Origin of the sequence: Streptomyces sp. NBC_00490, assembly GCF_036013645.1 — a bacterium.
Classification (GTDB): domain Bacteria; phylum Actinomycetota; class Actinomycetes; order Streptomycetales; family Streptomycetaceae; genus Streptomyces; species Streptomyces canus_F.
This window is the reverse complement of the sequence record NZ_CP107869.1, coordinates 4,772,105-4,796,103: the sequence shown is the minus strand read 5'-3', so window position 1 is coordinate 4,796,103 and position 23,999 is coordinate 4,772,105. Positions and strand designations below refer to the sequence as shown.

The 23,999-nt window shown below is 71.4% G+C and carries 21 protein-coding genes; 13 read left to right on the top strand and 8 right to left on the bottom strand.

The genetic code is table 11. The annotated features are described in order from the left end of the window. Positions 1 to 2: 2 nt before the first annotated feature. A complete protein-coding gene (locus tag OG381_RS21570; protein ID WP_327717711.1) occupies positions 3 to 1,154 on the bottom strand; it encodes a thiolase C-terminal domain-containing protein in 1,152 nt (383 codons plus the stop codon). An 83-nt stretch (positions 1,155 to 1,237) separates the two neighbouring features. Here OG381_RS21570 and OG381_RS21565 point away from each other — a divergent pair, with 83 nt between their 5' ends. Next, on the top strand, positions 1,238 to 2,443 hold the full coding sequence (locus OG381_RS21565; RefSeq protein ID WP_327717710.1) for an acyl-CoA dehydrogenase family protein: 1,206 nt from the start codon (positions 1,238 to 1,240) through the stop codon (positions 2,441 to 2,443). Further along, positions 2,440 to 2,910 (top strand): nitroreductase family deazaflavin-dependent oxidoreductase, encoded by a 471-nt coding sequence (locus OG381_RS21560; protein WP_327717709.1) that lies wholly within the window; start codon positions 2,440 to 2,442, stop codon positions 2,908 to 2,910. The genes OG381_RS21565 and OG381_RS21560 overlap by 4 nt, the downstream gene beginning before the upstream one ends. A gap of 4 nt (positions 2,911 to 2,914) precedes the next feature. Here OG381_RS21560 and OG381_RS21555 read toward each other — a convergent pair whose 3' ends face one another. Next, the gene (locus OG381_RS21555; RefSeq protein ID WP_327717708.1) at positions 2,915 to 3,532 is read right to left on the bottom strand and encodes a LysE family translocator; all 618 of its coding nucleotides are present in this window, start codon (positions 3,530 to 3,532) and stop codon (positions 2,915 to 2,917) included. An 82-nt stretch (positions 3,533 to 3,614) separates the two neighbouring features. Here OG381_RS21555 and OG381_RS21550 point away from each other — a divergent pair, with 82 nt between their 5' ends. Next, a complete protein-coding gene (locus OG381_RS21550) occupies positions 3,615 to 4,067 on the top strand; it encodes an Lrp/AsnC family transcriptional regulator (RefSeq protein ID WP_327717707.1) in 453 nt (150 codons plus the stop codon). A 78-nt stretch (positions 4,068 to 4,145) separates the two neighbouring features. Here the strand turns inward: OG381_RS21550 and OG381_RS21545 are convergent, their stop codons facing one another. Beyond that, positions 4,146 to 4,781, bottom strand: a complete 636-nt coding sequence (locus tag OG381_RS21545) for a TetR family transcriptional regulator (RefSeq protein ID WP_046262934.1) — start codon at positions 4,779 to 4,781, stop codon at positions 4,146 to 4,148. A gap of 133 nt (positions 4,782 to 4,914) precedes the next feature. Here OG381_RS21545 and OG381_RS21540 point away from each other — a divergent pair, with 133 nt between their 5' ends. The 3 genes from OG381_RS21540 to OG381_RS21530 all read left to right on the top strand — a co-directional run bounded on the left by OG381_RS21540 (position 4,915) and on the right by OG381_RS21530 (position 8,763). Further along, positions 4,915 to 5,661: a VOC family protein gene (locus OG381_RS21540; protein WP_327717706.1), complete on the top strand. Its 747-nt coding sequence runs from the start codon at positions 4,915 to 4,917 to the stop codon at positions 5,659 to 5,661. A gap of 169 nt (positions 5,662 to 5,830) precedes the next feature. After that, positions 5,831 to 8,167 carry a serine/threonine-protein kinase gene (locus OG381_RS21535; protein WP_327717705.1) on the top strand — a complete coding sequence of 779 codons (2,337 nt, stop codon included), beginning with the start codon at positions 5,831 to 5,833 and terminating at the stop codon, positions 8,165 to 8,167. A 104-nt stretch (positions 8,168 to 8,271) separates the two neighbouring features. Further along, a complete protein-coding gene (locus tag OG381_RS21530) occupies positions 8,272 to 8,763 on the top strand; it encodes a hypothetical protein (protein WP_327717704.1) in 492 nt (163 codons plus the stop codon). 1 nt (position 8,764) lies between these two features. On the opposite strand, the gene OG381_RS21525 is transcribed toward OG381_RS21530, so the two are convergent. The 3 genes from OG381_RS21525 to OG381_RS21515 are packed head-to-tail and all read right to left on the bottom strand — an operon-like array spanning position 8,765 to position 11,105. After that, positions 8,765 to 9,538, bottom strand: coding sequence for an enoyl-CoA hydratase/isomerase family protein (locus OG381_RS21525; protein ID WP_327717703.1), 774 nt, complete (start codon positions 9,536 to 9,538; stop codon positions 8,765 to 8,767). Next, on the bottom strand, positions 9,535 to 9,942 hold the full coding sequence (locus OG381_RS21520) for a Zn-ribbon domain-containing OB-fold protein (protein ID WP_327717702.1): 408 nt from the start codon (positions 9,940 to 9,942) through the stop codon (positions 9,535 to 9,537). The genes OG381_RS21525 and OG381_RS21520 overlap by 4 nt, the downstream gene beginning before the upstream one ends. Before the next feature lie 14 nt (positions 9,943 to 9,956). Beyond that, positions 9,957 to 11,105: a lipid-transfer protein gene (locus OG381_RS21515; RefSeq protein WP_327717701.1), complete on the bottom strand. Its 1,149-nt coding sequence runs from the start codon at positions 11,103 to 11,105 to the stop codon at positions 9,957 to 9,959. 94 nt (positions 11,106 to 11,199) lie between these two features. On the opposite strand from OG381_RS21515, the gene OG381_RS21510 reads away from it, so the two are divergent. Beyond that, complete coding sequence (locus tag OG381_RS21510) at positions 11,200 to 12,777, top strand: FadD3 family acyl-CoA ligase (RefSeq protein ID WP_327717700.1); 1,578 nt, start codon at positions 11,200 to 11,202, stop codon at positions 12,775 to 12,777. Between the two features lie 103 nt (positions 12,778 to 12,880). Here OG381_RS21510 and OG381_RS21505 read toward each other — a convergent pair whose 3' ends face one another. Both OG381_RS21505 and OG381_RS21500 read right to left on the bottom strand, forming a co-directional pair. Continuing rightward, a complete protein-coding gene (locus OG381_RS21505; protein ID WP_327717698.1) occupies positions 12,881 to 13,081 on the bottom strand; it encodes a hypothetical protein in 201 nt (66 codons plus the stop codon). Positions 13,082 to 13,317: 236 nt separating this feature from the next. Next, positions 13,318 to 16,272 carry an AfsR/SARP family transcriptional regulator gene (locus OG381_RS21500; RefSeq protein ID WP_327717697.1) on the bottom strand — a complete coding sequence of 985 codons (2,955 nt, stop codon included), beginning with the start codon at positions 16,270 to 16,272 and terminating at the stop codon, positions 13,318 to 13,320. 208 nt (positions 16,273 to 16,480) lie between these two features. On the opposite strand from OG381_RS21500, the gene OG381_RS21495 reads away from it, so the two are divergent. The 6 genes from OG381_RS21495 to OG381_RS21470 all read left to right on the top strand — a co-directional run bounded on the left by OG381_RS21495 (position 16,481) and on the right by OG381_RS21470 (position 23,922). After that, positions 16,481 to 17,722 (top strand): amidohydrolase family protein, encoded by a 1,242-nt coding sequence (locus OG381_RS21495; RefSeq protein ID WP_327717696.1) that lies wholly within the window; start codon positions 16,481 to 16,483, stop codon positions 17,720 to 17,722. 14 nt (positions 17,723 to 17,736) lie between these two features. Beyond that, a complete protein-coding gene (locus tag OG381_RS21490; RefSeq protein WP_443062036.1) occupies positions 17,737 to 18,645 on the top strand; it encodes a TIGR03619 family F420-dependent LLM class oxidoreductase in 909 nt (302 codons plus the stop codon). An 11-nt stretch (positions 18,646 to 18,656) separates the two neighbouring features. Beyond that, complete coding sequence (locus OG381_RS21485) at positions 18,657 to 19,427, top strand: SDR family NAD(P)-dependent oxidoreductase (protein WP_327717694.1); 771 nt, start codon at positions 18,657 to 18,659, stop codon at positions 19,425 to 19,427. 100 nt (positions 19,428 to 19,527) lie between these two features. Beyond that, on the top strand, positions 19,528 to 20,646 hold the full coding sequence (locus OG381_RS21480; protein ID WP_327717693.1) for an LLM class flavin-dependent oxidoreductase: 1,119 nt from the start codon (positions 19,528 to 19,530) through the stop codon (positions 20,644 to 20,646). A gap of 97 nt (positions 20,647 to 20,743) precedes the next feature. After that, entirely contained in the window at positions 20,744 to 22,474 is a 1,731-nt protein-coding gene (locus tag OG381_RS21475) for an N-acyl-D-amino-acid deacylase family protein (protein WP_327717692.1), read from the top strand. Then, the gene (locus OG381_RS21470) at positions 22,471 to 23,922 is read left to right on the top strand and encodes an aldehyde dehydrogenase family protein (protein ID WP_327717691.1); all 1,452 of its coding nucleotides are present in this window, start codon (positions 22,471 to 22,473) and stop codon (positions 23,920 to 23,922) included. Before OG381_RS21475 ends, OG381_RS21470 begins: the two co-directional genes overlap by 4 nt. Positions 23,923 to 23,999: the final 77 nt, after the last annotated feature.

The following is a 23,999-nucleotide window of genomic DNA, read 5'->3' as shown; positions in this document are numbered from 1 at the left end:
GCTCACCCCCGGCCCAGGATCACCGTCCCCGAGGAACAGAACCAGCCCCCCGTGCCGGACGCCACGGCCAGCCGGGGCAAGCCGCCGTCCCTGGCCCGTACTTGGCGCTCACCTGTCTCGCCGCGCAGCTGTCGTACCGCCTCGACCAGGAGGAACAGGCCCCGCATCCCCGGGTGCTGGGCCGACAGGCCGCCGCCGTCCGTGTTCACCGGCAGAGTGCGGGACTGCACGAACGCTCCGCCCTCCCCCTTCTTGCAGAAGCCCAGGTCCTCCAGCGTCACCAGCGTCATGTAGGTGAAGGCGTCGTAGATCTCGGCGAGGTCGATCTCCTCCGGGCGCACCCCCGCCCGCTCGAACGCCAGACGTCCGCTCACCGCCGCCGGCGACACCGTGAAGTCGGGCCACTCCGACATCGTGGCGTGCGAGAGGTGCTCCCCGGTGCCGAGGATCCAGACGGGGGCGGTGCGGCAGTCGCGTACGTACTCCTCCGCCGCCAGCAGGACCGCCGCCCCGCCGTCCGAGCGGATGCAGCAGTGCAGCTTGGTGAAGGGGTCCGCGATCATCGGGCCGGACAGCACGTCGTCGACGGTGATCGGGGTGCGGAACATCGCCTCCGGGTTCAGGGCCGCGTTCGCCCTCGCCTGGACCGCGACCTCCGCCAACTGCTCGATCGTCGTGCCGTGTTCGATCATGTGGCGGCGGGCTGCCATCGCGTACTTGGCGATCAGCGTGTGGCCGTAGGGGACTTCGAACTGGAGGGGGCCGCGGGCGCCGAAGGAGAGGTTGCCGGTGCGCCTGCCCGCCTTGATGTCCGCCCGCGCCGTCGAGCCGTAGACCAGGAGGACCGCGTTCGCGTGGCCCGCCGCTATCGCGTCCGTCGCGTGGGCCGCCATGACCTCCCAGGTCGAGCCGCCCACCGAGGTGGAGTCCGTCCAGGTGGGGCGCAGGCCCAGGTACTCCGCCACCTCCACCGGGGCCAGCACCCCCGTGCCCGCCGAGGCGAGGCCGTCCACCAGCGACCTGTCGAGTCCCGCGTCCGCCAGGGCCCGGCGGGCGGCCTGGGCGTGCAGGGTGTACGGCGTCGCGTCGTCCACGCGGCCGCAGTCGGAGAGGGACACACCGACCACGGCGACTTTCCGGGTTCCGGCCGTCATGAATGGTCTCTCCCTCTGTCTGTCCATATCGACCCGCCGCTCCTAATATGACGGACCGTCAGATCCGGAGGGAAGGGGTCGCCATGGACGCCGGCTTCACCACCGAGCAGGAGGAGATCCGCCGCACCCTGCGCGAACTCCTGCACAAGCGGTGCGGGGCCCAGGAGGCGCGGGCCGCCGTCGACCGTCCGCAGGGGTACGACGCCGGGTTGTGGGCCACCCTCTCCGAGCAGCTCGGACTGCCCGGACTCGCCCTTCCCGAGCGGTACGGGGGCGCGGGCTGCTCCGCCACCGAACTCGCCCTCGCGGGAGAGGAGACGGGACGGGTCCTCGCCCCCTCGCCCCTGCTCGCCACCGCCGTCCTCGCCGCCCCGCTCGTCCTCGCGACCGGGACGGAGGCCCAGCGGGACGAACTGCTGCCCCGGATCGCCGACGGCTCCCTCACCGCCGCCCTCGCCGCACCCGCAGCCGGTCTCGCACTCACCGGGGACAACTGCGGGGACTGGGCGGGCGGCGGGCGCGCGGGAGGCGTACAGGCTCGACGGGTCCAGGGTGGCGGTGCCGACGGGGAGGGGGACGGCTGGCGGTTGTACGGCGAGATCGAGCACGTGCTCGACGGGCACTGCGCCGGGATGCTGCTCGTCGCCGCGCACACCGGCGGGTTCGCCCGGTCCCGCACCCTTGTCTTCCTCGTTCCCGGGGACGCCGACGGGCTCGTGCGGGTACGGCAGACCGCCCTCGACGCCACCCGCCCGCTCGCCCGGCTCCAACTGCGGAACGTGCGGGCCCGGTTGCTGGGCGACGAGAGTGCCGACGGGCTTGGCGCGCTGGCCCGGCTCGGGGACTTCGCCGCCGCCTTCCTCGCCTGCGAGGCCGTCGGGGCCGCCGACCGGGTGCTGGAGCGGACCGTCGAGTACGTGAAGCAGCGGGAGCAGTTCGGGCGGGCCATCGGATCGTTCCAGGCGGTCAAGCACCGGCTGGCCGATGTGTATGTGCAGGTGCAGGCGGCGCGTTCGGCGGCCTACTACGCGGCCTGGGCCACCGTGCACGGGGAGCGGGTGGGCGGGCTCGCCCTCGCCCAGGGGCTGGAGGCGCTGCGCGCGGCCGCCGGTGAAGCCATCCAGTTGCACGGGGGCATCGGCTTCACCTGGGAGCACGACGTCCAGCTGTATTTCAAGCGGGCCGCCGGCGACGAGCTGCTGTTCGGGCCGGTGCACCGGCTGCGGGCGCACGCGGCCGACGCGGCACGGCTCTTCGAGGTGGCCGGGCAGCCGGAGGTGGCGGTGTGATCGGGGAACGCGCGGTACAGAGGATCTCGTCCACGCGGGGGTTCGCCAAGGTCGCCCCGCATGTCATTCCGGCGCTGGACCGGGCCGTGCACCGGCTCACGCGCGGGAAGGTCATCCTCAGCGCGCAGATGCTGCCGGGCGTGATCCTGACGTCCGTCGGCGCGCGCAGCGGGCTGACGCGCCGTACGCCGCTTGCCTGTATGCCCGAGGAGGGCGGGCGGAGCTGGATTCTCATCGGGTCCAACTTCGGACGGGACGGGCATCCCGCCTGGACCGCCAACCTGATGGCCCGTCCCGACGCCCGGATCAGCTGGAAGGGCGCCGACATCGCCGTGACGGCCCGTCTGCTGGAAGGGGAGGAGCGGGCCGCCGTATGGCAGGCGGCACTGGCCTTCTGGCCGCCGTACGCGACGTACCAGGCCCGGATCGAGCGGGAGATACGGCTGTTCCGGATCGTACGGAAGTGATCCCCTAGAGCGTCGCCAGGCGCTGGACCAGCAGGAACGCGCCGATTCCCAGCATCGCGGCGCCCGAGGTACGGGTGACCGCGCGCGCCGCCGCCGGGCGGGCGCCCAGGACCGCGCGGGCCGCGAGGCCGACCGTCAGATAGACGGCGGCGCAGCACACCATGTGCAGCACGCCGAGGGTGGCCGTCTGGACGGGTACGGGGGCGCCCGTCGTGGTGAGGAACTGCGGCAGGACCGAGAGGTAGAGCAGCAGCCCCTTGGGGTTCAGGCCGCTGATCGTCGCGCCCCGCAGGAAGACACGGGCGTCGGAGCTCTCCACGGGCCCCTCCGCGGTGCCGGGGACGCCCGGCCTGCGCAGCACGCTCCATCCCAGCCACACCAGATACCCGGCCCCCGCCACCGTCAGCGCGGTCAGCAGACCGGGCTCGCCGGCCACCAGCACCGCCAGGCCCGCCACCGCGAGCGCCGTGTGCAGCGCGTACCCGGACACCAGGCCGCCCACCGCCCACGCCACCGAGCGTCCGCGCAGACCCGCGGATATCGCGTACGCCCAGTCGGCGCCCGGCACGCAGACCAGCAGGAGGTCCACGGCGAGGAAGGAGAGGAGGGTTCCCGAGTTCATGGAGGGGACATTAGGCGTGAATGGCCCGAAAGTGTTTCTGAAGTTTGCCCTTGATCGGATGTTCTGGGGGAAGATCTCCCCCATGGACGACGTGGACCGGAAAATTCTTGCCGAGCTCCAGCAGGACGGGCGGCTGACCGTGACCGAGCTGGCGGCACGGGTACGGCTCAGCGTCTCGCCCTGCCACCGGCGGCTGCGGGAGCTGGAGCGGGCCGGCGCCATCAGCGGGTACCGGGCGGTCGTGGAGCCCTCGGCTCTCGGGCTGAACTTCGAGGCGCTCGTCTTCGTCACCATGCGGCAGGAGGACCGGGACACCGTCGCCGGGTTCGAGCGGGCACTCGCGGAGGTGGAGGGCGTGCAGGAGGCGCAGCGGCTGTTCGGGGAGCCTGACTATCTGCTGCGGGTGGTCGCGGCGGACCTCACGGCCTATCAACGGCTGTACGACGAGCGGCTGGCCACGCTGCCGGGGGTGCAGCGGCTGACGTCCACGCTCGTGATGAAGCATGTCGTGAAGGACCGGCCGCTACCGGCGTGAAAACACGGCAGGCGGCGGCTCACTCGTGTGAACCACCGCCTGCCAGACAGGACTTGGTGCCTGGAAAAAGATTGTCGGTTACTTGGTCGGCTTCTTTCCGGTCACGCCCAGATGCACCAACAGCGCCAGGTTCGGCTTGAGTTCAGCCTGTTTGACGCCCCATGTCTGGAAGCCCTTCTGGTGCGAGGCGACCGCCGCGAGCATCGCGACCAGTGAACCGGCGACCGCCGCCGGGTTCACGTCCTTGTCGACCTTGCCCTTGGCCTGCAACTCGGCGACCGAGTCGGACAGGGAGTTGTTCACGGAGTTCAGGATCTTCATACGGAGCTTGTAGAACCGCTTGTCGCCCTCGGCGGCGCCGAGGTCGACGACCCTGAGGATCGCGTCGTTCCTGCGCCAGAACTCGAGAAAACCGTCCACAAGTTCCTGCGCCGTCTGCCAGCCCGCCTTGCCGACCCAGGATCTGCCCTCGAGCAGCTGGGTCAACTGGCCGCCCTCGGTGGCCATTTGCTCGGCGATCTCCAGGACGGCGCCCTCGACGTCCGGGAAGTACTGGTAGAAGGTCGCGGGCGAAGTGCCCGCTTTCCGGGCGACATCGATGACTTTGACGTCCCGGTAAGGGGAGGAGCTGAGCATCTCGCTGAGGCAGTCGAGCAGCTTCTGCCGGGTCGCCTGCCCACGCCGGCCGGCCACGCGGCCGTCGACGGTACGCACTTGTCCTGTCATGCCGTCAGCTTACCGAGGGGTGATCGGAGCGCGATTCGGCCGACTGCAAATGGGGTGCGAGGGCACTTCGGGACGGGTGCGCTGGTCTGCGCGCTGCGTGAGTCGCCGTTAGTTTGGCGGTATGGCCGAAAACAGGGCATCCGCGTACGGAGAGGGCGTCCCGTGCTGGGTGGACGCGCAGCTTCCCGACGTGGAGGCGGGCAAGCGGTTCTACGGTGAGCTCTTCGGGTGGACCTTCGAGGAGCAGCGGTACGGCGGGGCCGTATGGGCCCTGAAGGAGGGCGAGCCCGTCGCCGCGCTCGCGCACAAGACGGACGGGCGGATGCCCACCGTCTGGACGGTGTATTTCGCGACCCCGGACGTCGAGGGCCTCGCCGACCGGGTCTGGGCCGCCGGCGGACAGGTCGTCACCGCCCCCATGCCGGTCGGCGACCTGGGCACCAGCGCCCTGGTCACCGACCCGGACGGCGCCGTCTTCGGCCTGTGGGAGCCCGACTCCCACACCGGTTTCGGCGTACGGCACGAGCCGGGCACGTTCGTCTGGGCCGAGCTGTACGCCCGGGACACCGAGGGCGCCAACACCTTCTACGGCGGGCTGTTCCACGACGCCCTGTTCGGACCGGACGCGAGGCCCGATTTCGGCCGCGCCCCCGTCTCCGACGTCTTTCCGGCCGAGATGCCGCCCCACTTCCTCGTCCACTTCGGAGTCGAGGACTGTGAGGCCGTTCTCGGGACGGTGAACCGGCTCGGCGGGCGGGTCCAGGCTCCACCCTTCGAGACGTCGTACGGCAAAGTCGCCGTCGTCACCGACAATCAGGGGGCGTCGTTCGCCGTACTGGAACGCCTCGACGGCCGACCGGCGTGGTGAAAAGCACCGGTTTGGCATGAGACATCCCGATTTGCAACCGGGTTCGCAACCTGCGCCCCGGCCAGGAAGAATCAGGGTGCGTGCCGCCATGGCGGTGCGGTGGTGAGACGCTGCACGGGGTCGCGTGCATAAGGGTGTGACGCGGCCCGTACGGGGAGGTGGCAGGCAAGTGGTGGATCAGCTGACGCAGCACGATCCGCGGCGGATCGGGCCGTTCGAGGTGCTGGGACGGCTGGGCGCCGGCGGCATGGGGCTGGTCTATCTCGCGCGCTCGGCGTCCGGCCGGCGCGTGGCGATCAAGACGGTCCGTACGGAACTCGCCGAGGACCAGCTGTTCCGCGTCCGCTTCTCGCGCGAGGTGGAGGCGGCCCGCGCGGTCTCCGGCTTCTACACGGCGGCCGTCGTCGACGCCGACGCCCGCGCCGCCGTGCCCTGGCTGGCCACCGCGTACGTCCCCGCGCCCTCCCTCGAAGAGATAGTGAACGAGTGCGGGCCGATGCCGGCCCAGGCGGTGCGCTGGCTCGCGGCCGGCGTCGCGGAGGCGCTGCAGTCGATCCACGGGGCGGGCCTCGTCCACCGCGACCTCAAGCCGTCCAACGTGCTGGTCGTCGAGGACGGCCCCCGGGTGATCGACTTCGGTATCGCCTCCGGCGTATCGAACACGCGTCTGACCATGACCAATGTGGCGGTGGGCACCCCCGCCTACATGTCGCCGGAGCAGGCCAAGGACTCCCGCAGCGTCACCGGCGCGAGCGATGTCTTCTCGCTCGGCTCCATGCTGGTCTTCGCCGCCACCGGCCACCCGCCCTTCCACGGCGCCAACCCTGTCGAGACGGTCTTCATGCTGCTCCGCGAGGGCCCGGACCTCGAAGGCCTCCCGGACGAACTTCGTCCGCTCATCGAGTCCTGTATGCAGATGGACGCCACCGGCCGCCCCAACCCGGCCGACCTCCAGTCCCAGCTCGCCCCGCACCTCTTCGGCTCCGGCTCCGACGACAGCGGTACGGCGTCGGCCTGGCTGCCGGAGCGGGCCGTGGGACTGATCGAGGCGCGCCGCAACGGACGCCCGGCCGTCAAGCCGGGCCCCGGCGGCCGCAGCGGCGCAGGCCGGGTCGCCCCCCTGCCCCCGCCGCCCTCCCACGACCCCGCCCCCGTGTCCGTCGGCGCCCCCGACACCGGCCCGGTGCGGCTGGCGGGCGCCCAGGTGCCCATCGGGCCCGGACCGCGCGTCTCGGACGCCCGCGCCGCCGCCGTGAAGGCGCCGCCACCGGAGGCCGGCCTGGTCGCCAGCTGGTCCAAGCCGCGCCCCGGCGTCAACGGCACGGACGCCGCCGTGGGCCCCGCCGTACCCGCACCGCCCGCACAGGAGCCGGGCGGCGGCTGGCGGCCGTGGCGTTTCCGCATGTCGAACGATGTGTGGGGGACCCCCTCCGTCGCCGACGACCTCGTCTACGTCACCTCCTTCGAGGTGCACGCCCTCGACGTGGCCACCGGCCGCCGCCGCTTCAAGACCCGGGACGTCGCCTGGTCGATGGCGGTCGCGGACGGCCGTATCCACGCCTCCGACGGCCCCACCCTGTTCGCCCTGGAGGCCCGTGAGGGCGCCGACCTGTGGCGGATCCAGACGGACGCCTGGGTGTACTCCCTCAAGGCCGACCGCGGCACCGTCGTCACCGGCAGCCGCGGCGGCGGTGTCCAGGGCTGGGAGGCCTCGGGCGGGCAGAAACTGTGGGAGCTCACCGGGGCGCAGACGGACTTCGAGACCCCGGAGGCCGGTCCGGCGCTGCACGACGGCACGGTGTACGTCTGGCAGGACGCCCGGCTGCGCGCCCTGGACGCCCGCACCGGCGACGAGCGCTGGTCGTACCCCATCGGCGACGCGGCCTCCTGCGGCGGCGTACCGGTCCGGGTGACCCAGGCGCCCGACGGCTATGTGTACGTCTCGGCCGGCACCCGGGTGCTCGCGCTGGACGTCGCGAACGGCCATGTGAAGTGGCACTTCGAGGCCCCGGCGGTCTTCCTCTGCCCGCCCGCCTTCGTGCCGGGCCCGGCCGTGACCGGCGGTGGCGTCTACCTGGCCGACTATCTCGGCACGGTCTACGCCCTCGACGCCGCCGACGGCCGCGACCGCTGGCGCATCGCCACCGAGGCCCGCGCCTCGATCGAGCCGGTGCTGGTGGTGGCCGGGCATGTGCACGTCGGCAGCGGCAAGGGGCTCTACACCCTGGACGCGGTCACCGGCACACCCAAGTGGCGCTTCCAGGCGGGCGGCGACATCGTGGGCGCGCCCGCGGTGGCGGAGGGCCGCATCCACTTCGGCTCCACGGACCACCTGCTGTACACCCTGAAGGCCGACGACGGCCGGCTGCGCTGGAAGCTGGCGACCGGCGGCGAGATCACCGGTGCCCCGGTGGTGAAGGACGGCGTCGTGTACGCGTGCAGCAAGGACCGCTGCGTGTACGCGCTGGACGCGGAGAAGGGAACGGGGACGGCCAGGACCGCGTAGGCGGCTCTCGCGGCCGGGACGGGCGCCGGATGACGCCTGTTAGCGTGACGTGCTCACGATCATGAACAGTGCCTTTCGGGGCTTGTGACAACGGGGGATCAGTAGTGAAGCTTCGCCATGTCCGTCAGGTGGCCCTCGTCGTCGGGGTGGTCGTCGCCCTGACCGGAGCCCGGCACTCGTCCGGCGGCGGCTGCTCCGGCAGCAGCTCGAACTCCAGCGGTTCTTCGAGCAGTTCGACCGGCGGCAGCAGCCACCACGATGATGATGACGACGACTCCGGTTCGGTCCCGGGCGGTGGCGGCGTCGAGTCGAGCTCGCTGGGTGAGGCGACCCAGGATCTGAGGATCGAGAAGTGCGAGGTGGAGGGCCAGACCCTCACCGCCGACGTCCGCGCCACCAACAGCAGCACGAGCCAGACGTACTCCTACATGTTCCAGGTGGCCTTCAAGGACGCCGCCGGGACGACGGTCGCGACCGGGAGCAGCGGGATCTTCTCCGTCGCCGCGGGCGCCACCGACTCCGCCGTCGTCACCGCGAGCCCCACGGTGACCGACGGCACCTGCGAGCTGGTGGACCCGCAGCGGGTGGCCGGGTAGCTCAGCGTGTCCTGAACTCCGGGCGGCGGGCGGCGAACAGCTCCGCCTGCCGCTCGCCCGGCAGGTTCCCGAGCGAGATGAGATGCGGGGCCTGCGCGAAGCCGGCGGCGAGCGCGGCCTCCCTGGCCGCCCACAGAGCGCGGACGGTGCCCTGCACCCCCTCGGCCGGATATCCGGCGATGACGGCGGCGCACTCCACCGCCGCCCCCAACGCGGCGCCGGGCTCGGTGAGTTCGGAGACCAGCCCGATCTCGTGGGCCCGCCGCGCGGAGATCCGCTCGGCGGTCCCCATGAGCATCATCCGGGCGACCTCGCCGTACGGCATCCGCTGCGCCATGAGGACCGACTCGTACGCGCTGACCATGCCGTACGTCGTGTGCGGATCGAAGAACGTCGCGGTGGTGTCGGCGACGACGAACTCGCTCTCGCCGAGCAGGTAGAAGGCGCCTCCGCAGGCCATCCCCTGTACGGCGGCGATGACGGGCTTCCAGAGGTCGTTGGCCTTGGGCCCGACACGCAGGAGCGGATCGTCGGCCATGTAGGGGGAGTCGGGCTGCGGAACCTGCGCGTCCCGGTCCAGCCCGGTGCAGAAGGCGCGCTCGCCCGCCCCGGTGAGGACGACCGCGCGCACGGACTCGTCGAACCGCAACTCCCGCCACGCCTCCACGAGTGCGTCCCGCAGGGCGAGATCGATCGCGTTGAGCCGGTGCGGCCGGTCGAGGGTGACGACGGCGACGCCGGAGTCCTTGTCGACGGCGACCCCCAGGCCGCTCACGACAGCACCCACTGCGCGAGCCCACCGGAGAACACCACGTGCACCCGGGCGCCGATCCGGATCCGGGCCGGGTCAAGGGAGTTGAGCGGCGCCCCGGCCGAGCTGACCAGGTTGCCGACGAGACGGACGCGGGGGTGGTCGGCGAGTTCGACCACGACCACGTTGTACGGCGCCTGCGCCGCGTAGTCCGGAAGGAGCGGGGGGTGGGGGACGACGTAGGACCAGATGCGGCCGTGGCCGGACACGGGCCGCCACTCGGTCTCGAAGGACTGGCAGTGCGGGCAGCAGGGCCGGGGCGGGAAGCGTGGTTCGCCGCAGTCGGCGCAGGTCTGGACCCGGAGTTCGCCCTGGGCGGCGTAGCGCCAGAAGGGGGCGCCGTCGGAGTCGGTGACGGGGGTGAGCATGGGGGATGCCTCCTTCAGGTCCTCAGGAGCAGCGCGGAGGTGGGGACGCCCTCGCCGGCAGTGACCAGGCAGGTCGCGGCGTCCGGGACCTGGGCGGTACTGGTCCCGCGGAGCTGCTTGACGCCTTCGTTGATGAGGTTGAAGCCGTGGACGTAGGCCTCGCTGAGCCCGCCGCCGCCGGTGTTGAGCGGCAGCCGCCCGCCGATCTCGAGGGCGCCCTGCTCGGTGAAGGCGCCGCCCTCCCCGCGCCCGCAGAAGCCGTAGCCCTCCAGGGAGAGCGGGATGAGAGCGGTGAAGGCGTCGTAGATCTGGGCGACGTCGACGTCCTGCGGGGTGAAGTCGGCGTGCTTCCACAGATGCCGGGCGGCGGTCCACGCCGGGCCGGTGAGCGGATCGTCGTTCCAGTAGTTGACCATGCCGTGGTGCTGGGCGGGGAGCCCCTGGGCGGCGGAGTGGACGTAGACGGGCGCGTGCCGGCAGTCCCGTGCCCGCTCCCTGCTGACGACGACACACGCCAACGCCCCGTCGGTCTCCAGGCAGTTGTCGAAGAGACAGAGCGGTTCGCTGATCCAGCGGGAGGTCATGTACATCTCGCGGGTGAGGGGCCGTTCGTACATGACGGCCGCCGGATTCTGATTGGCCCTGTTGCGGCAGGCGAGGGCGACATTGAACAGGTGGTCGCGGGTCGCGCCGTACTCGTGCATGTAGCGGCGGGTGAGCATGGCGATCTCGTCGACGGGCCGGAGCAGGCCGTAGGGCCGGGTCCACTGGGCGGGGGTCGGCAGCTGAACGGTCGTGTTCCGCCAGGGCCGGGGCCCCGACCCCCGCTTCCGCGACCGCCAGGCCACTCCCACGCTCGCCTGCCCGGCGGTTATGGCGGCGGCGAGATGGCCGACGGTGGCACAGGAGCCCCCGCCCCCGTATCCGACCTTGCTGAAGAAGGTGAGGTCACCGAAGCCGACCGCCTTCGCGAGCTCCACCTCGTCGGTCTCCTCCATGGTGAAGGAGGCGAGGGCGTCGACCTCTCCCGGGGCGATACCGGCGTCGTCGAGGGCGGCGAGCACGGCACGGCAGGCGAGGGTTCTCTCGTCCTCGGGAAGGTTTTTCGCGAACGGCGTCTGACCTATGCCGACGATGGCGGTGGCGTCCTTGAGTCCGGTCATGAGGCACCTCCGCGGGGCTGTCCTCCGGGCTGACAGTGCGTCAGGCTACAGCTAATCTGACGGGTAGTCAGCTACTGGGTTCTGGAGGCTGGTTGTGCGCGGAGACGTGGAGTGGGGCAGCGTTCCGGGTCTGGTCCGGGCGGCGGCCGAGCGGTACGCGGACGTGGAGGCCGTGGTCGAGGGCCGTACCCGGGTGACATACGCCGAACTGGGCGCCCGGGTGGAGCGCGCGGCGGCGGCGTGCGTGGCGAACGGGGTGGAGGCGGGTGACCGGGTCGCGATCTGGGCGCCCAACTCCCTGGACTGGATGGTGTCGGCGCTGGGCGCGGTGTCGGCCGGCGCGGTACTGGTCCCGCTGAACACCCGGTTCAAGGGGACGGAGGCGGCGGACGTCCTGCGCCGCAGCGGAGCACGCCTGCTCTTCGTGACGGGGACGTTCCTGGGGACGTCGTACGTGGCGTCGCTGCGGCGGGCGGTGGCGGACGGGGCGGGGCTGCCGTCCCTGGCCCAGGTGGTGGTCCTGTCGGACGACGCCCCGGCCGACTACTGGACCTGGAAGGACTTCCTGGCGAGCGGCGAGGGCGTGGGCAAGGCGGAGGTGCGGGAGCGGGCGGACTCGGTGCGCGGCTCATGGCCCTCGGACATCGTCTTCACCTCGGGTACGACGGGCCGCCCGAAGGGCGCGGTGATCACGCATTCCCAGACGTTGCGTGCGTACGAGGTCTGGAGCGACCTCGCGGGCCTGCGTCAGGGCGACCGCTACCTGATCGTGAACCCCTTCTTCCACACCTTCGGTTACAAGGCGGGCGTGATCGCCTGCCTGATGCGGGGGGCGACGATGATCCCCCAGCCGGTGTTCAACGTGGACACGGCCCTGGCGAACATCGCGTCGGAGCGCGTCTCGGTCCTCCCGGGTCCGCCGACCCTCCACCAGTCCCTGCTGGACCACCCCTCCCGTGACGCGTACGACCTGTCGGCCCTGCGCCTGGTGGTGACCGGTGCGGCGGTGGTCCCCCTGACCCTGGTGGAGCGCCTGCGCACCGAACTGGGCGTGGAGACCGTCCTCACGGCGTACGGCCTGTCGGAGGCGAGCGGTGTGGTGACGATGTGCCGCCGCGGCGACGAGCCGACGGTGATCGCGTCGACGTCGGGCAGGGCGATCCCCGGAACGGAGGTACGGGTGGTCTCCGCCGACGGCCAGACGGTGGCCCCGGGGGTCCCGGGCGAGGTGCTGGTCCGGGGCTTCAACGTCATGCGGGGCTACTACGAGGACGAGACGGCGACGGCGGAGGTCCTCGACCCGCACGGCTGGCTGCGCACGGGCGACGTGGGCGTCCTGGACGAGGCCGGCAACCTCCGCATCACCGACCGCCTCAAGGACATGTTCATCGTCGGCGGCTTCAACGCCTACCCGGCGGAGATAGAGCAACTCCTGGGCCTGCACCCGGACGTGGCCGACGTGGCGGTCATCGGCGTCCCGCACCCTCGGCTCGGGGAGGTCGGAAAGGCCTACGTCGTGCGCCGGAAGGGCGCCCTGGCAACGGGCGACGACCTGATCGCCTGGGCCCGCAGGGAAATGGCGAACTACAAGGTGCCCAGAGCGGTGGAGTTCGTGGCACAACTCCCGCGCAACGCGAGCGGAAAGGTGGTCAAGGGGGAGTTGCGGGGGTGACTGGCAGATCCGTCCCACCCCGGTGACTCCCGGACACGCCTCGGCCGCGACGGCTCCCCCTCCGCGCCGCCGCGGCCGATCCCCGTGCGGGAAAAAGGTCTGGTCAGGCGGGCTCTTCCGTGACGTGTGTGTTGTCCGGAGTGGCCACGCCGCCGTCGTCCACGTCGGTGACGTGGGTGTTGAGCGGCTTGATCGGGCTGCCCGTCACGTGGGTGTTGAGCGGCTTGATCTCCTCGCCGCTGTCCGCGTCGGTGACGTGGGTGTTGTCCGGCTTGACGACCGGGTCGGTCTCGCTGGTGCTCATGTGCTGCCTCCCCTGGGGCGGATCATTGTGAACTGAGAGCCCACCCGGTCACTCCCCCGTGGGTGCCCGGGTGGGCTGCTCGGGCCGCCCACCCTAAACCGTGGGCACCGCGGCCTTACCTGCGATCCGTCTGCCCCCCGACGCGACGGATCGACAAGACAGAGACTGCCGGGCCGCGATAAACGAACGATGAACGCCGATGCCGACGCCGACACCGACGGCCCCGGGTGGTGGGCTCAGGCGGCGGCGACAGGAGTGAGGAGCATGCGCACCTCGGCCGCCTCCGGCGAGTCCAACCGCTCGTAGATCTCCAGCGCCTCGCGCCAGCAGACCTGTGCCCTGCCGGAGTGGCCGATGCCGTTCAGCGCCCGGCCGAGGACCGTGAGGACGTGCCCCCGGCGCCATTCGCCCCCGATGCCCCTCAGCACGGTGAGCGCCATCTCGGCGTTGCTCGCCGCCGGGGCCGGCTTGCGCGCGTCCAGTTCGACCTCCGCCAGCCGGCAGAGGGTCATCCCCTCCCACAGACGCTGCCGGCTGTCGCGGAACACGCGGAGCGCCTCCACCAGTTGCGCGGCGGCCTCGGTGTGCTGTCCCGTCTTGCCGAGAGCCATTCCCAGGGCGTACAGGCCGTTGGCGCCTCTGAGGGTGTGTCCCAGCCCCTGGTAGATGTCCGTTCCCTGGCGGGCCAGCGCGACGGCCGTGTCGGCCCGCCCGGTGGCGAGATGGAGTCGCGACAGATTGCACAGCGGGCTGGCGGACCCCGCCATGTCGCCGCAGTCGCGGAACTTGTCGAGTGCCTGGCTGAAGTAGCGCTCGGCCTCCGAGTGGCGGTTCTTGTAGAAGGCGATGCTGCCGAGGATGTTCGCCGCCCAGCAGGAGGGCAGCGGGTCATCCGTGGCCTCGGCGAGCCGGATGGCCTCCTGAGCCTCCGGGTACGCCAGGTCGAACTGGCCGGAGAACAGTCGCGCGTTGCTCAGCACGACGGAGGCCCGGCCCTCGGCGCGGATGTCCCCGGCGGTGCGTGCGGCATCGCGCAGGGCCGTGGCCGAGGCCTCGTACTCCTTCGCGTTGGCACCCGACTCGGCGAGGTCGACGGAGGCCCACAGGAGGTCGATCGCACGTCCCAGTGTGCTTCCCCGGGCCGACTGCCGTGCACAGGCGAGGAGCGGTACGGCTTCGGAGTACAGCCAGTCCCGGGCCGCCTGCCGGTCGGGGAACGCCAGGCCCGCGCCACCGGTCGGGTACAGGTGGTCCACCAGCCGGTCACCCGGCCGCTCGATCGCGTAGACCCCCGCCGCCGTGGCCAGGTAGAAGTTCAGCAACCGGGACAGCGCCGACCCCCTCTCGCTGGGCGGCCACTCGTCCCGCTCCGCACAAGCACGCGCGTAGAGTCGGACCAGGTCATGGAACCGGTACCGGCCGGGCGCCGCCGATTCCAGCAGCGACGTGTCGACCAGGGACTCCAGGAGGTCCTCGGTCTCCTCAGCGTCCAGGTCCAGTACCGCGGCCGCCGCGGCGAGCGAGATGTCCGGGCCGTCGGCCAGGCCGAGCAGCCGGAAGGCGCGGGCCTGGGCCGGCTCCAGCTGGCCGTAACCGAGCTCGAAGGTCGCCTTCACCGCGAGGTCACCGGCCTGGAGTTCGTCCAGGCGCCGGCGCTCGTCCGCCAGCTTCGCCGCCAGGACGGACACCGTCCACGTGCGGCGGGCCGCGAGGCGTGACGCGGCGATGCGGATCGCCAACGGCAGGAAGCCGCACGCCGCCACCACGTCCAGGGCTGCGTCCCGCTCGCTGCCCACCCGCTCCTCGCCCACGATCTTCGTGAAGAGCGCCAGCGCCTCGTCCGGCGACATCACGTCCAGGTCGACCAGGTGCGCCCCGGCGAGGTCCACCATCCGTACCCGGGAGGTCACCAGCGCCGCGCAGCCCTCCGTGCCGGGGAGCAGCGGACGTACCTGGGCGGCGTCCCGCGCGTTGTCCAGCAGCACCAGCACCCGGCGGCCGTCCAGGACCGAGCGGTAGAGCGCCGCCCGCTCCTCCAGGGAGTCCGGGATCGCCGAGTCCGCGGTGCCCAGCGCCCGCAGGAACGAGCCGAGTACGGTCTCCGGCTCCGCGGCCCGGGACCCGGCGCCCTGGAGGTCGACGTACAGCTGGCCGTCGGGGAAGGTGCCGCGCGCCTGGTGTGCCACGTGCACCGCCAGGGTCGTCTTGCCGACGCCGCCGATGCCCGCCAGTGCCGACACCGCCATCACACGGCCCTCCGCCGATGCCAGGACCTCGCTCAGTTCGGACACGAAGGACGCGCGGCCGGTGAAGTCCGGGACGGTGGCGGGAAGTTGCGCGGGGCGGACCGCGACGGAAGCCGGCTCCGGCCGCGGGGACGGCGCTTCCGCGAGCCCGGGGTCCGCGCGGAGGATGCGCTGCTGGAGGTCGCGCAGGCCCGGGCGCGGGTCGACGCCCAGCTCGTCGGCGAGCAGCCGCCTGGTGTCGGCGTAGACCGCCAGCGCCTCCGCCTGGCGCCCGCTGCGGTAGAGGGCGAGCATGAGGAGTTCCCGCAGCCGCTCCCGCAGCGGGTGGGCCGCCGTCAGGGCCGTCAGTTCCGAGACGGCCTCCGCGTGGCAGCCCTGCTCCAGGTCCATGTCCAGGCGGGACTCCAGGAGTTGGAGCCGCCATTCCTCCAGTCTGACCCGCTGCGAGGAGGCGTACGGCCCCGGCACTCCCGCCAGGACCTCGCCGTCCCACAGGGCGAGCGCCCGGCCCAGCACCTCCCGCGCGTGGCACAGATCCCCGGCGCCCCGCGCCTTCTCCGCCTCCGTGGCCAGCTCCTGGGCCACCGCGAGGTCCAGCGCGCCCTCTCCCAGCGAGCGGATCGCGTACCCGCCCGACTCGCTCACCAGGACGTCGGGGTCCAGGACCTTGCGCAGCCGGGAGGCGTACGTCCGCAGCGCCGCCAGCGCCTGGGACGGTGACTCCTCGCCCCACAGGGCGTCGATCAGTTCGGCCGCGGTGGCCGTACGGCCCTCCCGCAGCAGCAGCGCGGCCAGCAGGGCCCGTTGCTGCGGGGAGCCCATGGGCAACGACTCCTCGCCGCGCCAGGCGCGGACCGGTCCGAGCACGCTGAAGCGCAGCGGCAGTTCCGGCTCCGCCGAGGAGCCGGGACGCCGCTGTTCAGGCACCCGCGGTACTCCGTCCATCGCCGTCCCCCTAGACACAGTGAGCAACGACGCCAGTTTGCCTTGTTCATGGCAGATGCGTCAGCCGTGGAGACCCCCATCACAGGGAGGCGCGCGGGATATCACAAGCCCCTCACGTGGTCTTCGCACACTTCCGCACATAAAGCGTCACAGTCGGTCGCCGCCGCCGTAGCTGACGGACCGTCAGTTCGGCGCTACCGTGACCCCCATGACCGAGACCACGGACACCACCCCGGCCTTTCCGTTGATCATCTCCGTCGACGACCACACCGTGGAGCCGGCGGATGTCTGGCAGAACCGGCTTCCGAAGAAGTACCTGGACACCGGGCCCCGCATAGTCCGCGCCCCGCTGAAGGAGATGACCTTCCTCGGCGGCCGCTTCAAGCCCGTGATGGGCGCCCCGGGCTCCGACGGCCCCCTCGGCGACTGGTGGGTCTACGAGGACCTGCACCGGCCCCTCACCCGCCTCGACACCGCCGTCGGTTACAGCAGGGACGAGATCAAGCTCGAAGTCATCACTTACGAGCAGATGCGGCAGGGCTCGTACGACGTCCCGTCCCGGCTCGCCGACATGGACGTCAATCACGTCCAGTCCGCCCTCTGCTTCCCGACCTTCCCCCGCTTCTGCGGCCAGACCTTCACCGAGGCCGCGGACCGTGAGCTGGGCCTGCTGTGCGTCCAGGCCTACAACGACTGGATGGTGGAGGAGTGGTGCGGGCCCGATGCCCAGGGTCGTCTCATACCCCTGACCCTGATCCCGTTGTGGGACGCGGAGTTGGCCGCCGCGGAGGTACGGCGCAACGCCGCACGCGGCGTCCGGGCCGTCGCCTTCTCCGAGATACCCCCGCACCTCGGCCTGCCCTCCGTCCACACCGACGACTGGGACCCCTTCCTCGCCGCCTGCGACGAGACCGGCACCGTCATCGCCATGCACATCGGCTCCTCCAGCCGCATGCCGTCCACCTCCGCCGACGCCCCGCCCGCCGTCGGCTCCACCATCACCTTCGCCAACTGCTGCTTCTCGATGGTGGACTGGCTGATGAGCGGCAAGTTCGAACGTTTCCCGCAGCTCAAGGTCATGTACGCCGAAGGGCAGATCGGCTGGATCCCCTACATCCTCGAACGTGCCGACGTGGTGTGGGAGGAGAACCGCGGCTGGGGCGGGGTCGCCGACAAGGTCCACCGGCCGCCGTCCGAACTGTTCGCCGAGCACGTCTACGGCTGCTTCTTCGACGACGCCTTCGGCCTGAAGAACCTCGACGCCATCGGCGTCGCCAACGTCCTCTACGAGACCGACTACCCGCACTCCGACTCCACTTGGCCGAAATCCCGCGAGGTCGGCGAGGCCCAGATGGGACACCTGGCCCCCGACCTGGTCGAGCGGATCGTACGAGGCAACGCCATCGAGCTGCTCGGCCTCACCCCCGAGGGCCTGTGGAGCCGCACATGACGCACACGAAGCGCATGGAGTACGGCATCCAGCTCCCCATCCAGTCCCAGAGCACCCTCTACACCGAGCCCTGGGAAACCGCCGCCCGCCCCGCCGACCTCCTCGCCGTCGCCCGGGCCGCCGACCGCGCCGGCTTCGCCTACATCGCCGGCTGCGACCACGTCGCCATCCCCCGCCGGCTCGTCCCCGCGATGAGCACGGTCTGGTACGACCCCGTCGCCACCCTCGCCTACCTCGCCGCCGCGACCGAGCGCGTACGACTCCTCAGTCACGTCGCCGTGGTCGGGCTGCGGCACCCGCTGCTCACCGCCAAGCAGTACGCCACCCTCGACCATCTCAGCGGCGGCCGGCTGATCCTCGGGGTCGGGGCCGGGCATGTGCAGGAGGAGTTCGAGGCGCTCGGGTTCGACTTCCGGCAGCGGGGCGCGGTGCTCGACGAGTGCCTCGACGCCCTGCGCGCCTGCCTCGGCCCCGAGGAGTTCCCCGAACACCACGGCAAGCTCTACGACTTCGAGGGCCTCGGCCAGCGGCCCCGGCCCGCCCAGCCGCACGTCCCCCTCTGGGTCGGCGGCTCCTCGCCCGCGGCCGTCCGGCGCGCGGCGCTCAGAGGCGACGGCTGGCTGCCGCAGGGCGACCCGCGGGACCGGCTGCCCGCACAGATCGCCCGGATCAGGGAGCTGCGCCGGGACAGACAAGGCCCCTTCACCATCGGCGCCATCGCCGAGCCCCTCTACATCGGCCGGCCCGCGTGGGAGGTCGGACGCCGCACCCTCACCGGCGACCCCGAGCAGCTCGCCGCATCCCTGCGGGCGTACGGCGAGATGGGCGTCGACCAGATCCAGGTCCGCTTCCGCAGCCGCGGCAGCGACGAACTCACCGACCAGATCGCCGCGTTCGGTACCGACGTGGCACCCCACCTCTGAGGAGTCACCGCATGGGCAAGCTGGACGGACGCGTCGTCATCGTCACCGGCGCGGCACGCGGACAGGGGGAGCAGGAGGCGCGGCTCTTCCGGGAGGAGGGGGCCGCCGTCGTGGTCGCCGATGTGCTCGACGACCAGGGGGAGGCCCTCGCGAAGGAGATCGGGGCGTCCTACGTCCACCTCGACGTGGGCGAGGAGGAGCAGTGGCGGTCGGCCGTCACGGCCGCGAAGGAGGCGTACGGCCACATCGACGGGCTCGTCAACAACGCCGGCATTCTGCGCTTCAACTCCCTCCTCGACACCCCGCTCGACGAGTTCATGCAGGTCGTCCAGGTGAACCAGGTCGGCTGTTTCCTCGGCATCAAGACCGTCGCCCCCGAGATGACCGACGGGGGGACCATCGTCAACACCGCCTCCTACACGGGTCTCACGGGGATGGCGGCCGTCGGGTCGTACGCCGCCACCAAGCACGCCGTCCTCGGTCTCACGCGGGTCGCCGCGCTGGAGCTGGCGCGGCGGGGGATCCGCGTGAACGCCGTCTGCCCCGGGGCCATCGACACCGCCATGGCCAACCCCGCCCTCCTCGAACCCGGGGGCGACGCCGAGGAGATCTCGCGCGCGGTCGGGAAGCTCTACCGCAAGCTCGTGCCGCTGGGGCGGATCGGGAAGCCGGAGGAGGTGGCACGGCTCGCGCTCTTCCTGACCTCGGACGACTCCTCGTACATCACCGGGCAGCCCTTCGTGATCGACGGCGGGTGGATGGCGGGAGTCAGTCTCACCTGACGGGCCATCAGCTATTGACGCTCCATGCGGCCGGTGGAACAGTCTGGGCAGTGAATCTGACGATGCGTCAGGTAACGACTCGTGGGGACGGTGAACCTCCTTGGAATTCGGGCTCTTTGTACAGGGATACGTGGGCAAACGCGCCGAGACCGACCCGCTGGCCGAGCACAAGGCGCTGATGGAGGAGACCGAGTACGTCATCCAGGCGGACAAGTCCGGGTTCAAGTACGCCTGGGCCTCCGAACACCACTTCCTGGAGGAGTACTCGCACCTCTCCGCGAACGACGTCTTCCTGGGATACCTGGCACACGCGACGGAACGGATCCACCTCGGATCAGGGATCTTCAACCCCCTCGCCCAGGTCAACCACCCGGTGAAGGTCGCCGAGAAGGTCGCCATGCTCGACCATCTCACCGAGAACCGCTTCGAGTTCGGGAGCGGACGGGGAGCCGGGTCGCACGAGATCCTCGGCTTCCTTCCCGGCATCACCGACATGAACTACACCAAGGAGATCTGGGAAGAGACCATCGCCGAGTTCCCCAAGATGTGGCTCCAGGACGAGTACGTCGGCTTCCAGGGCAAGCACTGGCAGCTGCCGCCGCGCAAGGTGCTGCCGAAGCCGTACGGGAAGTCGCACCCCGCGATGTGGTACGCCGCCGGGTCACCGCCGTCGTACGGGATGGCGGCGCGCAAGGGCCTCGGGGTGCTCGGTTTCAGCATCCAGAAGGTGTCCGACATGGAGTGGGTGCTGGAGAAGTACAAGACGGCGATCGTGAACGCGGAGCCGATCGGGGACTTCGTCAACGACAACGTGATGGTGACGACGACCGCGATCTGCGCGCCCACGCACGCGGAGGCGATCGAGGTCGCGGTCAACGGGGGACTGCACTATCTGCCCTCGCTGGTGTTCCGGTACCACGACACGTTCCCTCGTCCCGAGGGGTTCCCGGTGTGGCCGGAGACGTTGCCGGAGTACACCGCGGAGTTCGTGGAGCTGCTCATCGAGGAGGAGCTGCTGATCTGCGGGGATCCGGACGAGGTGCTCACGCAGTGCAAGCGGTGGGAGCAGGCGGGGGCGGATCAGTTGAGCTTCGGGTTGCCGGTGGGGGTGCCGAAGGAGGAGACGCTGCAGACGATTCGGCTCATCGGTGAGCATGTGATTCCGAAGATCGATACGGATCCGGTGCATCGGACGTCCCGGTTCCGGGCTGCCTCCTAGTCGCCGTTGCGGGGTGCGGGTGCGTGGGGGCTGGTCGCGCAGTTCCCCGCGCCCCTTAGGCATATCCACCGACCCGGAGTCCAAGGAGGCAAGGCTCATGCTCGATCACGTCATCAAAGGCGCTTCCGTCGTCGACGGCACCGGCGCGCCCGCCTACACCGCCGACCTCGGCATCCGTGACGGTCGTATCGCCGTCATCGGTACCGTCACCGAAGAAGCCCGCACCACCGAGGACGCCGCAGGCCTCGTCCTCGCGCCCGGGTTCGTGGACCCCCACACGCACTACGACGCCCAGCTGTTCTGGGACCCCTACGCGACCCCCTCCCTCAATCACGGTGTCACGACCGTCGCCGCCGGGAACTGCGGGTTCACGCTCGCGCCTCTCCATCCCGACCGGCCCGAGGACGCCGACTACACGCGTCGGATGATGTCCCGGGTCGAGGGGATGTCGCTGGTCGCCCTGGAGGAAGGGGCGCCCTGGAGCTGGAGCTCCTTCGGGGAGTATCTGGACGCTCTTGAGGGGCGGATCGCGGTCAACGCCGGGTTTATGGTGGGGCATTGCGCCCTGCGGCGGTATGTCATGGGGGCGGAGGCGGTCGGGGGGCAGCCCACTGAGGAGCAACTCGACGAGATGCTGAGGCTGTTCCACGCGGCCATGGACGCCGGGGCCTGGGGGCTGTCCACCACCCAGTCGTCCACGCACTCCGACGGTGACGGGCGGCCCGTCGCCTCCCGGCATGCCGAGCCCGCCGAACTCGTCGCTCTGGCCAAGGCGGTCGGGGAGCACGAGGGGACGCAGATCGAGGCGATCGTCGCCGGGTGCCTCGACCAGTTCAGTGACGCCGAGATCGATCTGTTCGTGGAGATGACCGCGGCGGCGGGACGGCCCCTCAACTGGAACGTCCTCACCATCGACGCCTCCGTCCCCGAACGCGTGCCCCGGCAGCTGTTCGCCAGTGAGCAGGCACGGAAGGCCGGCGGGCGGATCGTCGCGCTGACCATGCCGATCCTCACGCCGATGAACATGTCGCTGGGCACCTTCTGCGCGCTCAACCTCATCCCCGGGTGGGGGCCGATCCTAGGGCTGCCCGTGCCCGAGCGGATCGCCAGGCTCCGGGACCCGGACGTACGGGTGGAGATGCTCCGGCGCGCCGACTCCAAGGAGGCGGGCGTCTTCCGGCGGCTCGCGCACTTCGGGCGGTACGTCATCGGCGACACGTACAGCGAGGCGAACCGCGGGCTCAGCGGGCGGGTCGTGCGGGACATCGCCGAGGAGCGGGGGCAGGACGCCTTCCAGTGCCTCGTCGAGATCTGTGCCGCCGACGATCTGCGGACCGTCCTGTGGCCCATGCCCACCGACAACGACCCCGCCTCCTGGGCGCTGCGCGCCGAGACCTGGCAGCACGAGGACGTCATGCTCGGCGGTTCCGACGCGGGGGCGCACCTGGACCGGATGTGCGGGGCGCCGTACACGACCCGGTTCATCGGGGACTGTCTGCGCGGGCGGAAGCTCGCCACCCTGGAGCAGGCGGTGAAGATGCTCACCGACGACCCGGCCCAGCTCTTCGGACTCAGGGAACGCGGGCGGATCCAGGAGGGCTTCCATGCGGACCTCGTGCTCTTCGACCCGGAGCGGATCGCCGCGGGCACGGCCACCCTGGTGCACGACCTGCCGGGTGACAGTCCGCGGCTGGACTCCAAGGCCCTCGGGATACGGGCCGTGTGGGTCAACGGGGTCGAGGCGATCCGGGACGACGTGGTGAGCGGGGCCGTGCCGGGCAGGGTGCTGCGGTCGGGCCGGGACACCCGGACGGTGGCGACCAAGTGACCTCGAAGCAGCGGCTGTTCGTCGGCGGGGCGTGGGCCGAGCCGGAGGGCGGGCACTACGAGGTCGTCGATCCGGCGACCGAGCGGACCGTCGGGTGGGCACCGGAGGCCTCGCGGGATCAGGTGCACGCGGCCTGTGCCGCGGCCCGCGAGGCCTTCGGGCCGTGGTCGCGCACGGCGCCCGAGGAGCGGGCGGCGATCCTCGCGCGGGCCGCCGATGTCATCCGGTCCCGGTTCGCGGAGTACGCCGAGCTCGCCCAGGCCGAGACCGGTGCCACGACCGGGACCGCGCGGGCGATGCAGGTCGGGGTCGCGGCCGCCCGTTTCCAGCGGTACGCGCGCGTGGAGCCCGCCGAGTGGGCGATCCCGCCGCAGATCAACGAGGCCGGACCGATGGGCAGGGCGGGGATCATGGGCGCGCTGGCCGTCCGCCAGCCCGTCGGGGTCGTCACCTGCATCACCTCGTACAACAACCCCTGGGCCAACCCGGCCGGCAAGATCGCCCCCGCCCTCGCCATGGGCAACACGGTCGTCGTGAAGCCCGCCCCGCAGGACCCGCTGTCGGTGTACCGGATGGCCGAGGCGCTGGAGGCCGCCGGGGTACCGAGGGGCGTGGTCAACGTGGTCTCCGGCCGGTCCGTCGAGGTCGGTGAGGCCGCCGTGGACTCGCCCGACGTCGACATGGTCTCCTTCACCGGCTCCACCGCGGTCGGGCAGCGCATCGGCGAGGTGTGCGGGCGCGGCATGAAACGGCAGCTCATGGAGCTGGGCGGGAAGGGGGCGGCACTCGTCTTCGACGACGCGGACATCGCCTCCGCCGTGGCCGGGATCGGGACCACCTTCTCCTTCTACAGCGGGCAGATCTGCACCGCGCCCACCCGGGTGCTGGCGCAACGCGGGGTGTACCAGCGGCTCGTGGACGGCCTCGCCGCCTATGCCGGGCATCTGAAGGTGGGGGACCCACGGGCGGCGGACACCGTCGTCGGGCCGGTGATCTCCGCCGAGCACCGGGAGCGGGTGGAGTCCTACGTCGACATCGGGCGCAAGGAGGGCGCGGTGGTGGTCGCGGGCGGCGAGAGGCCCTCGTACGACCATGGCTTCTACGTCGCTCCCACCCTCCTCGCCGACTGCACGAGCGGGATGCGGGTCGTCCGGGAGGAGATCTTCGGACCGGTCGTGTCCGTGGTGCCCTTCGACGACGAGGAGGAGGGCATCGCCCTCGCCGGCGACTCCGAGTACGGCCTCATCGACTACGTCTGGTCCGGGGACGTGGCCCGTGCCTTCCGCGTGGCGCGGCGACTGCGGGCCGGCGGGGTGGGGGTGAACACCGTCGGGCGGAACATGGAGGCACCGTTCGGGGGGTTCAGGAAGAGCGGGGTCGGGCGGGACGTCGGATCGTACGCGCTGCACGCGTACAGCGAGGTCCAGGCGATCGTCTGGCCGGGGTGAGGGGGGCACGGGGCGATCTGCTCGGGGTCGGCCGCACATCGGGCCACACCGGTGTCCCGTTGGCCAGGACGGTGCTG

Coding starts and splice junctions, on each gene's coding strand:
- OG381_RS21485 (WP_327717694.1), top strand. CDS start 18,657: ATGGGCAAGCTGGACGGACGCGTCGTCATCGTCACCGGCGCGGCACGC.
- OG381_RS21475 (WP_327717692.1), top strand. CDS start 20,744: ATGCTCGATCACGTCATCAAAGGCGCTTCCGTCGTCGACGGCACCGGC.
- OG381_RS21505 (WP_327717698.1), bottom strand. CDS start 13,081: ATGAGCACCAGCGAGACCGACCCGGTCGTCAAGCCGGACAACACCCAC.
- OG381_RS21500 (WP_327717697.1), bottom strand. CDS start 16,272: ATGGACGGAGTACCGCGGGTGCCTGAACAGCGGCGTCCCGGCTCCTCG.
- OG381_RS21555 (WP_327717708.1), bottom strand. CDS start 3,532: ATGAACTCGGGAACCCTCCTCTCCTTCCTCGCCGTGGACCTCCTGCTG.
- OG381_RS21495 (WP_327717696.1), top strand. CDS start 16,481: ATGACCGAGACCACGGACACCACCCCGGCCTTTCCGTTGATCATCTCC.
- OG381_RS21565 (WP_327717710.1), top strand. CDS start 1,238: ATGGACGCCGGCTTCACCACCGAGCAGGAGGAGATCCGCCGCACCCTG.
- OG381_RS21570 (WP_327717711.1), bottom strand. CDS start 1,154: ATGACGGCCGGAACCCGGAAAGTCGCCGTGGTCGGTGTGTCCCTCTCC.
- OG381_RS21550 (WP_327717707.1), top strand. CDS start 3,615: ATGGACGACGTGGACCGGAAAATTCTTGCCGAGCTCCAGCAGGACGGG.
- OG381_RS21515 (WP_327717701.1), bottom strand. CDS start 11,105: ATGACCGGACTCAAGGACGCCACCGCCATCGTCGGCATAGGTCAGACG.
- OG381_RS21520 (WP_327717702.1), bottom strand. CDS start 9,942: ATGCTCACCCCCGTCACCGACTCCGACGGCGCCCCCTTCTGGCGCTAC.
- OG381_RS21540 (WP_327717706.1), top strand. CDS start 4,915: ATGGCCGAAAACAGGGCATCCGCGTACGGAGAGGGCGTCCCGTGCTGG.
- OG381_RS21490 (WP_443062036.1), top strand. CDS start 17,737: ATGGAGTACGGCATCCAGCTCCCCATCCAGTCCCAGAGCACCCTCTAC.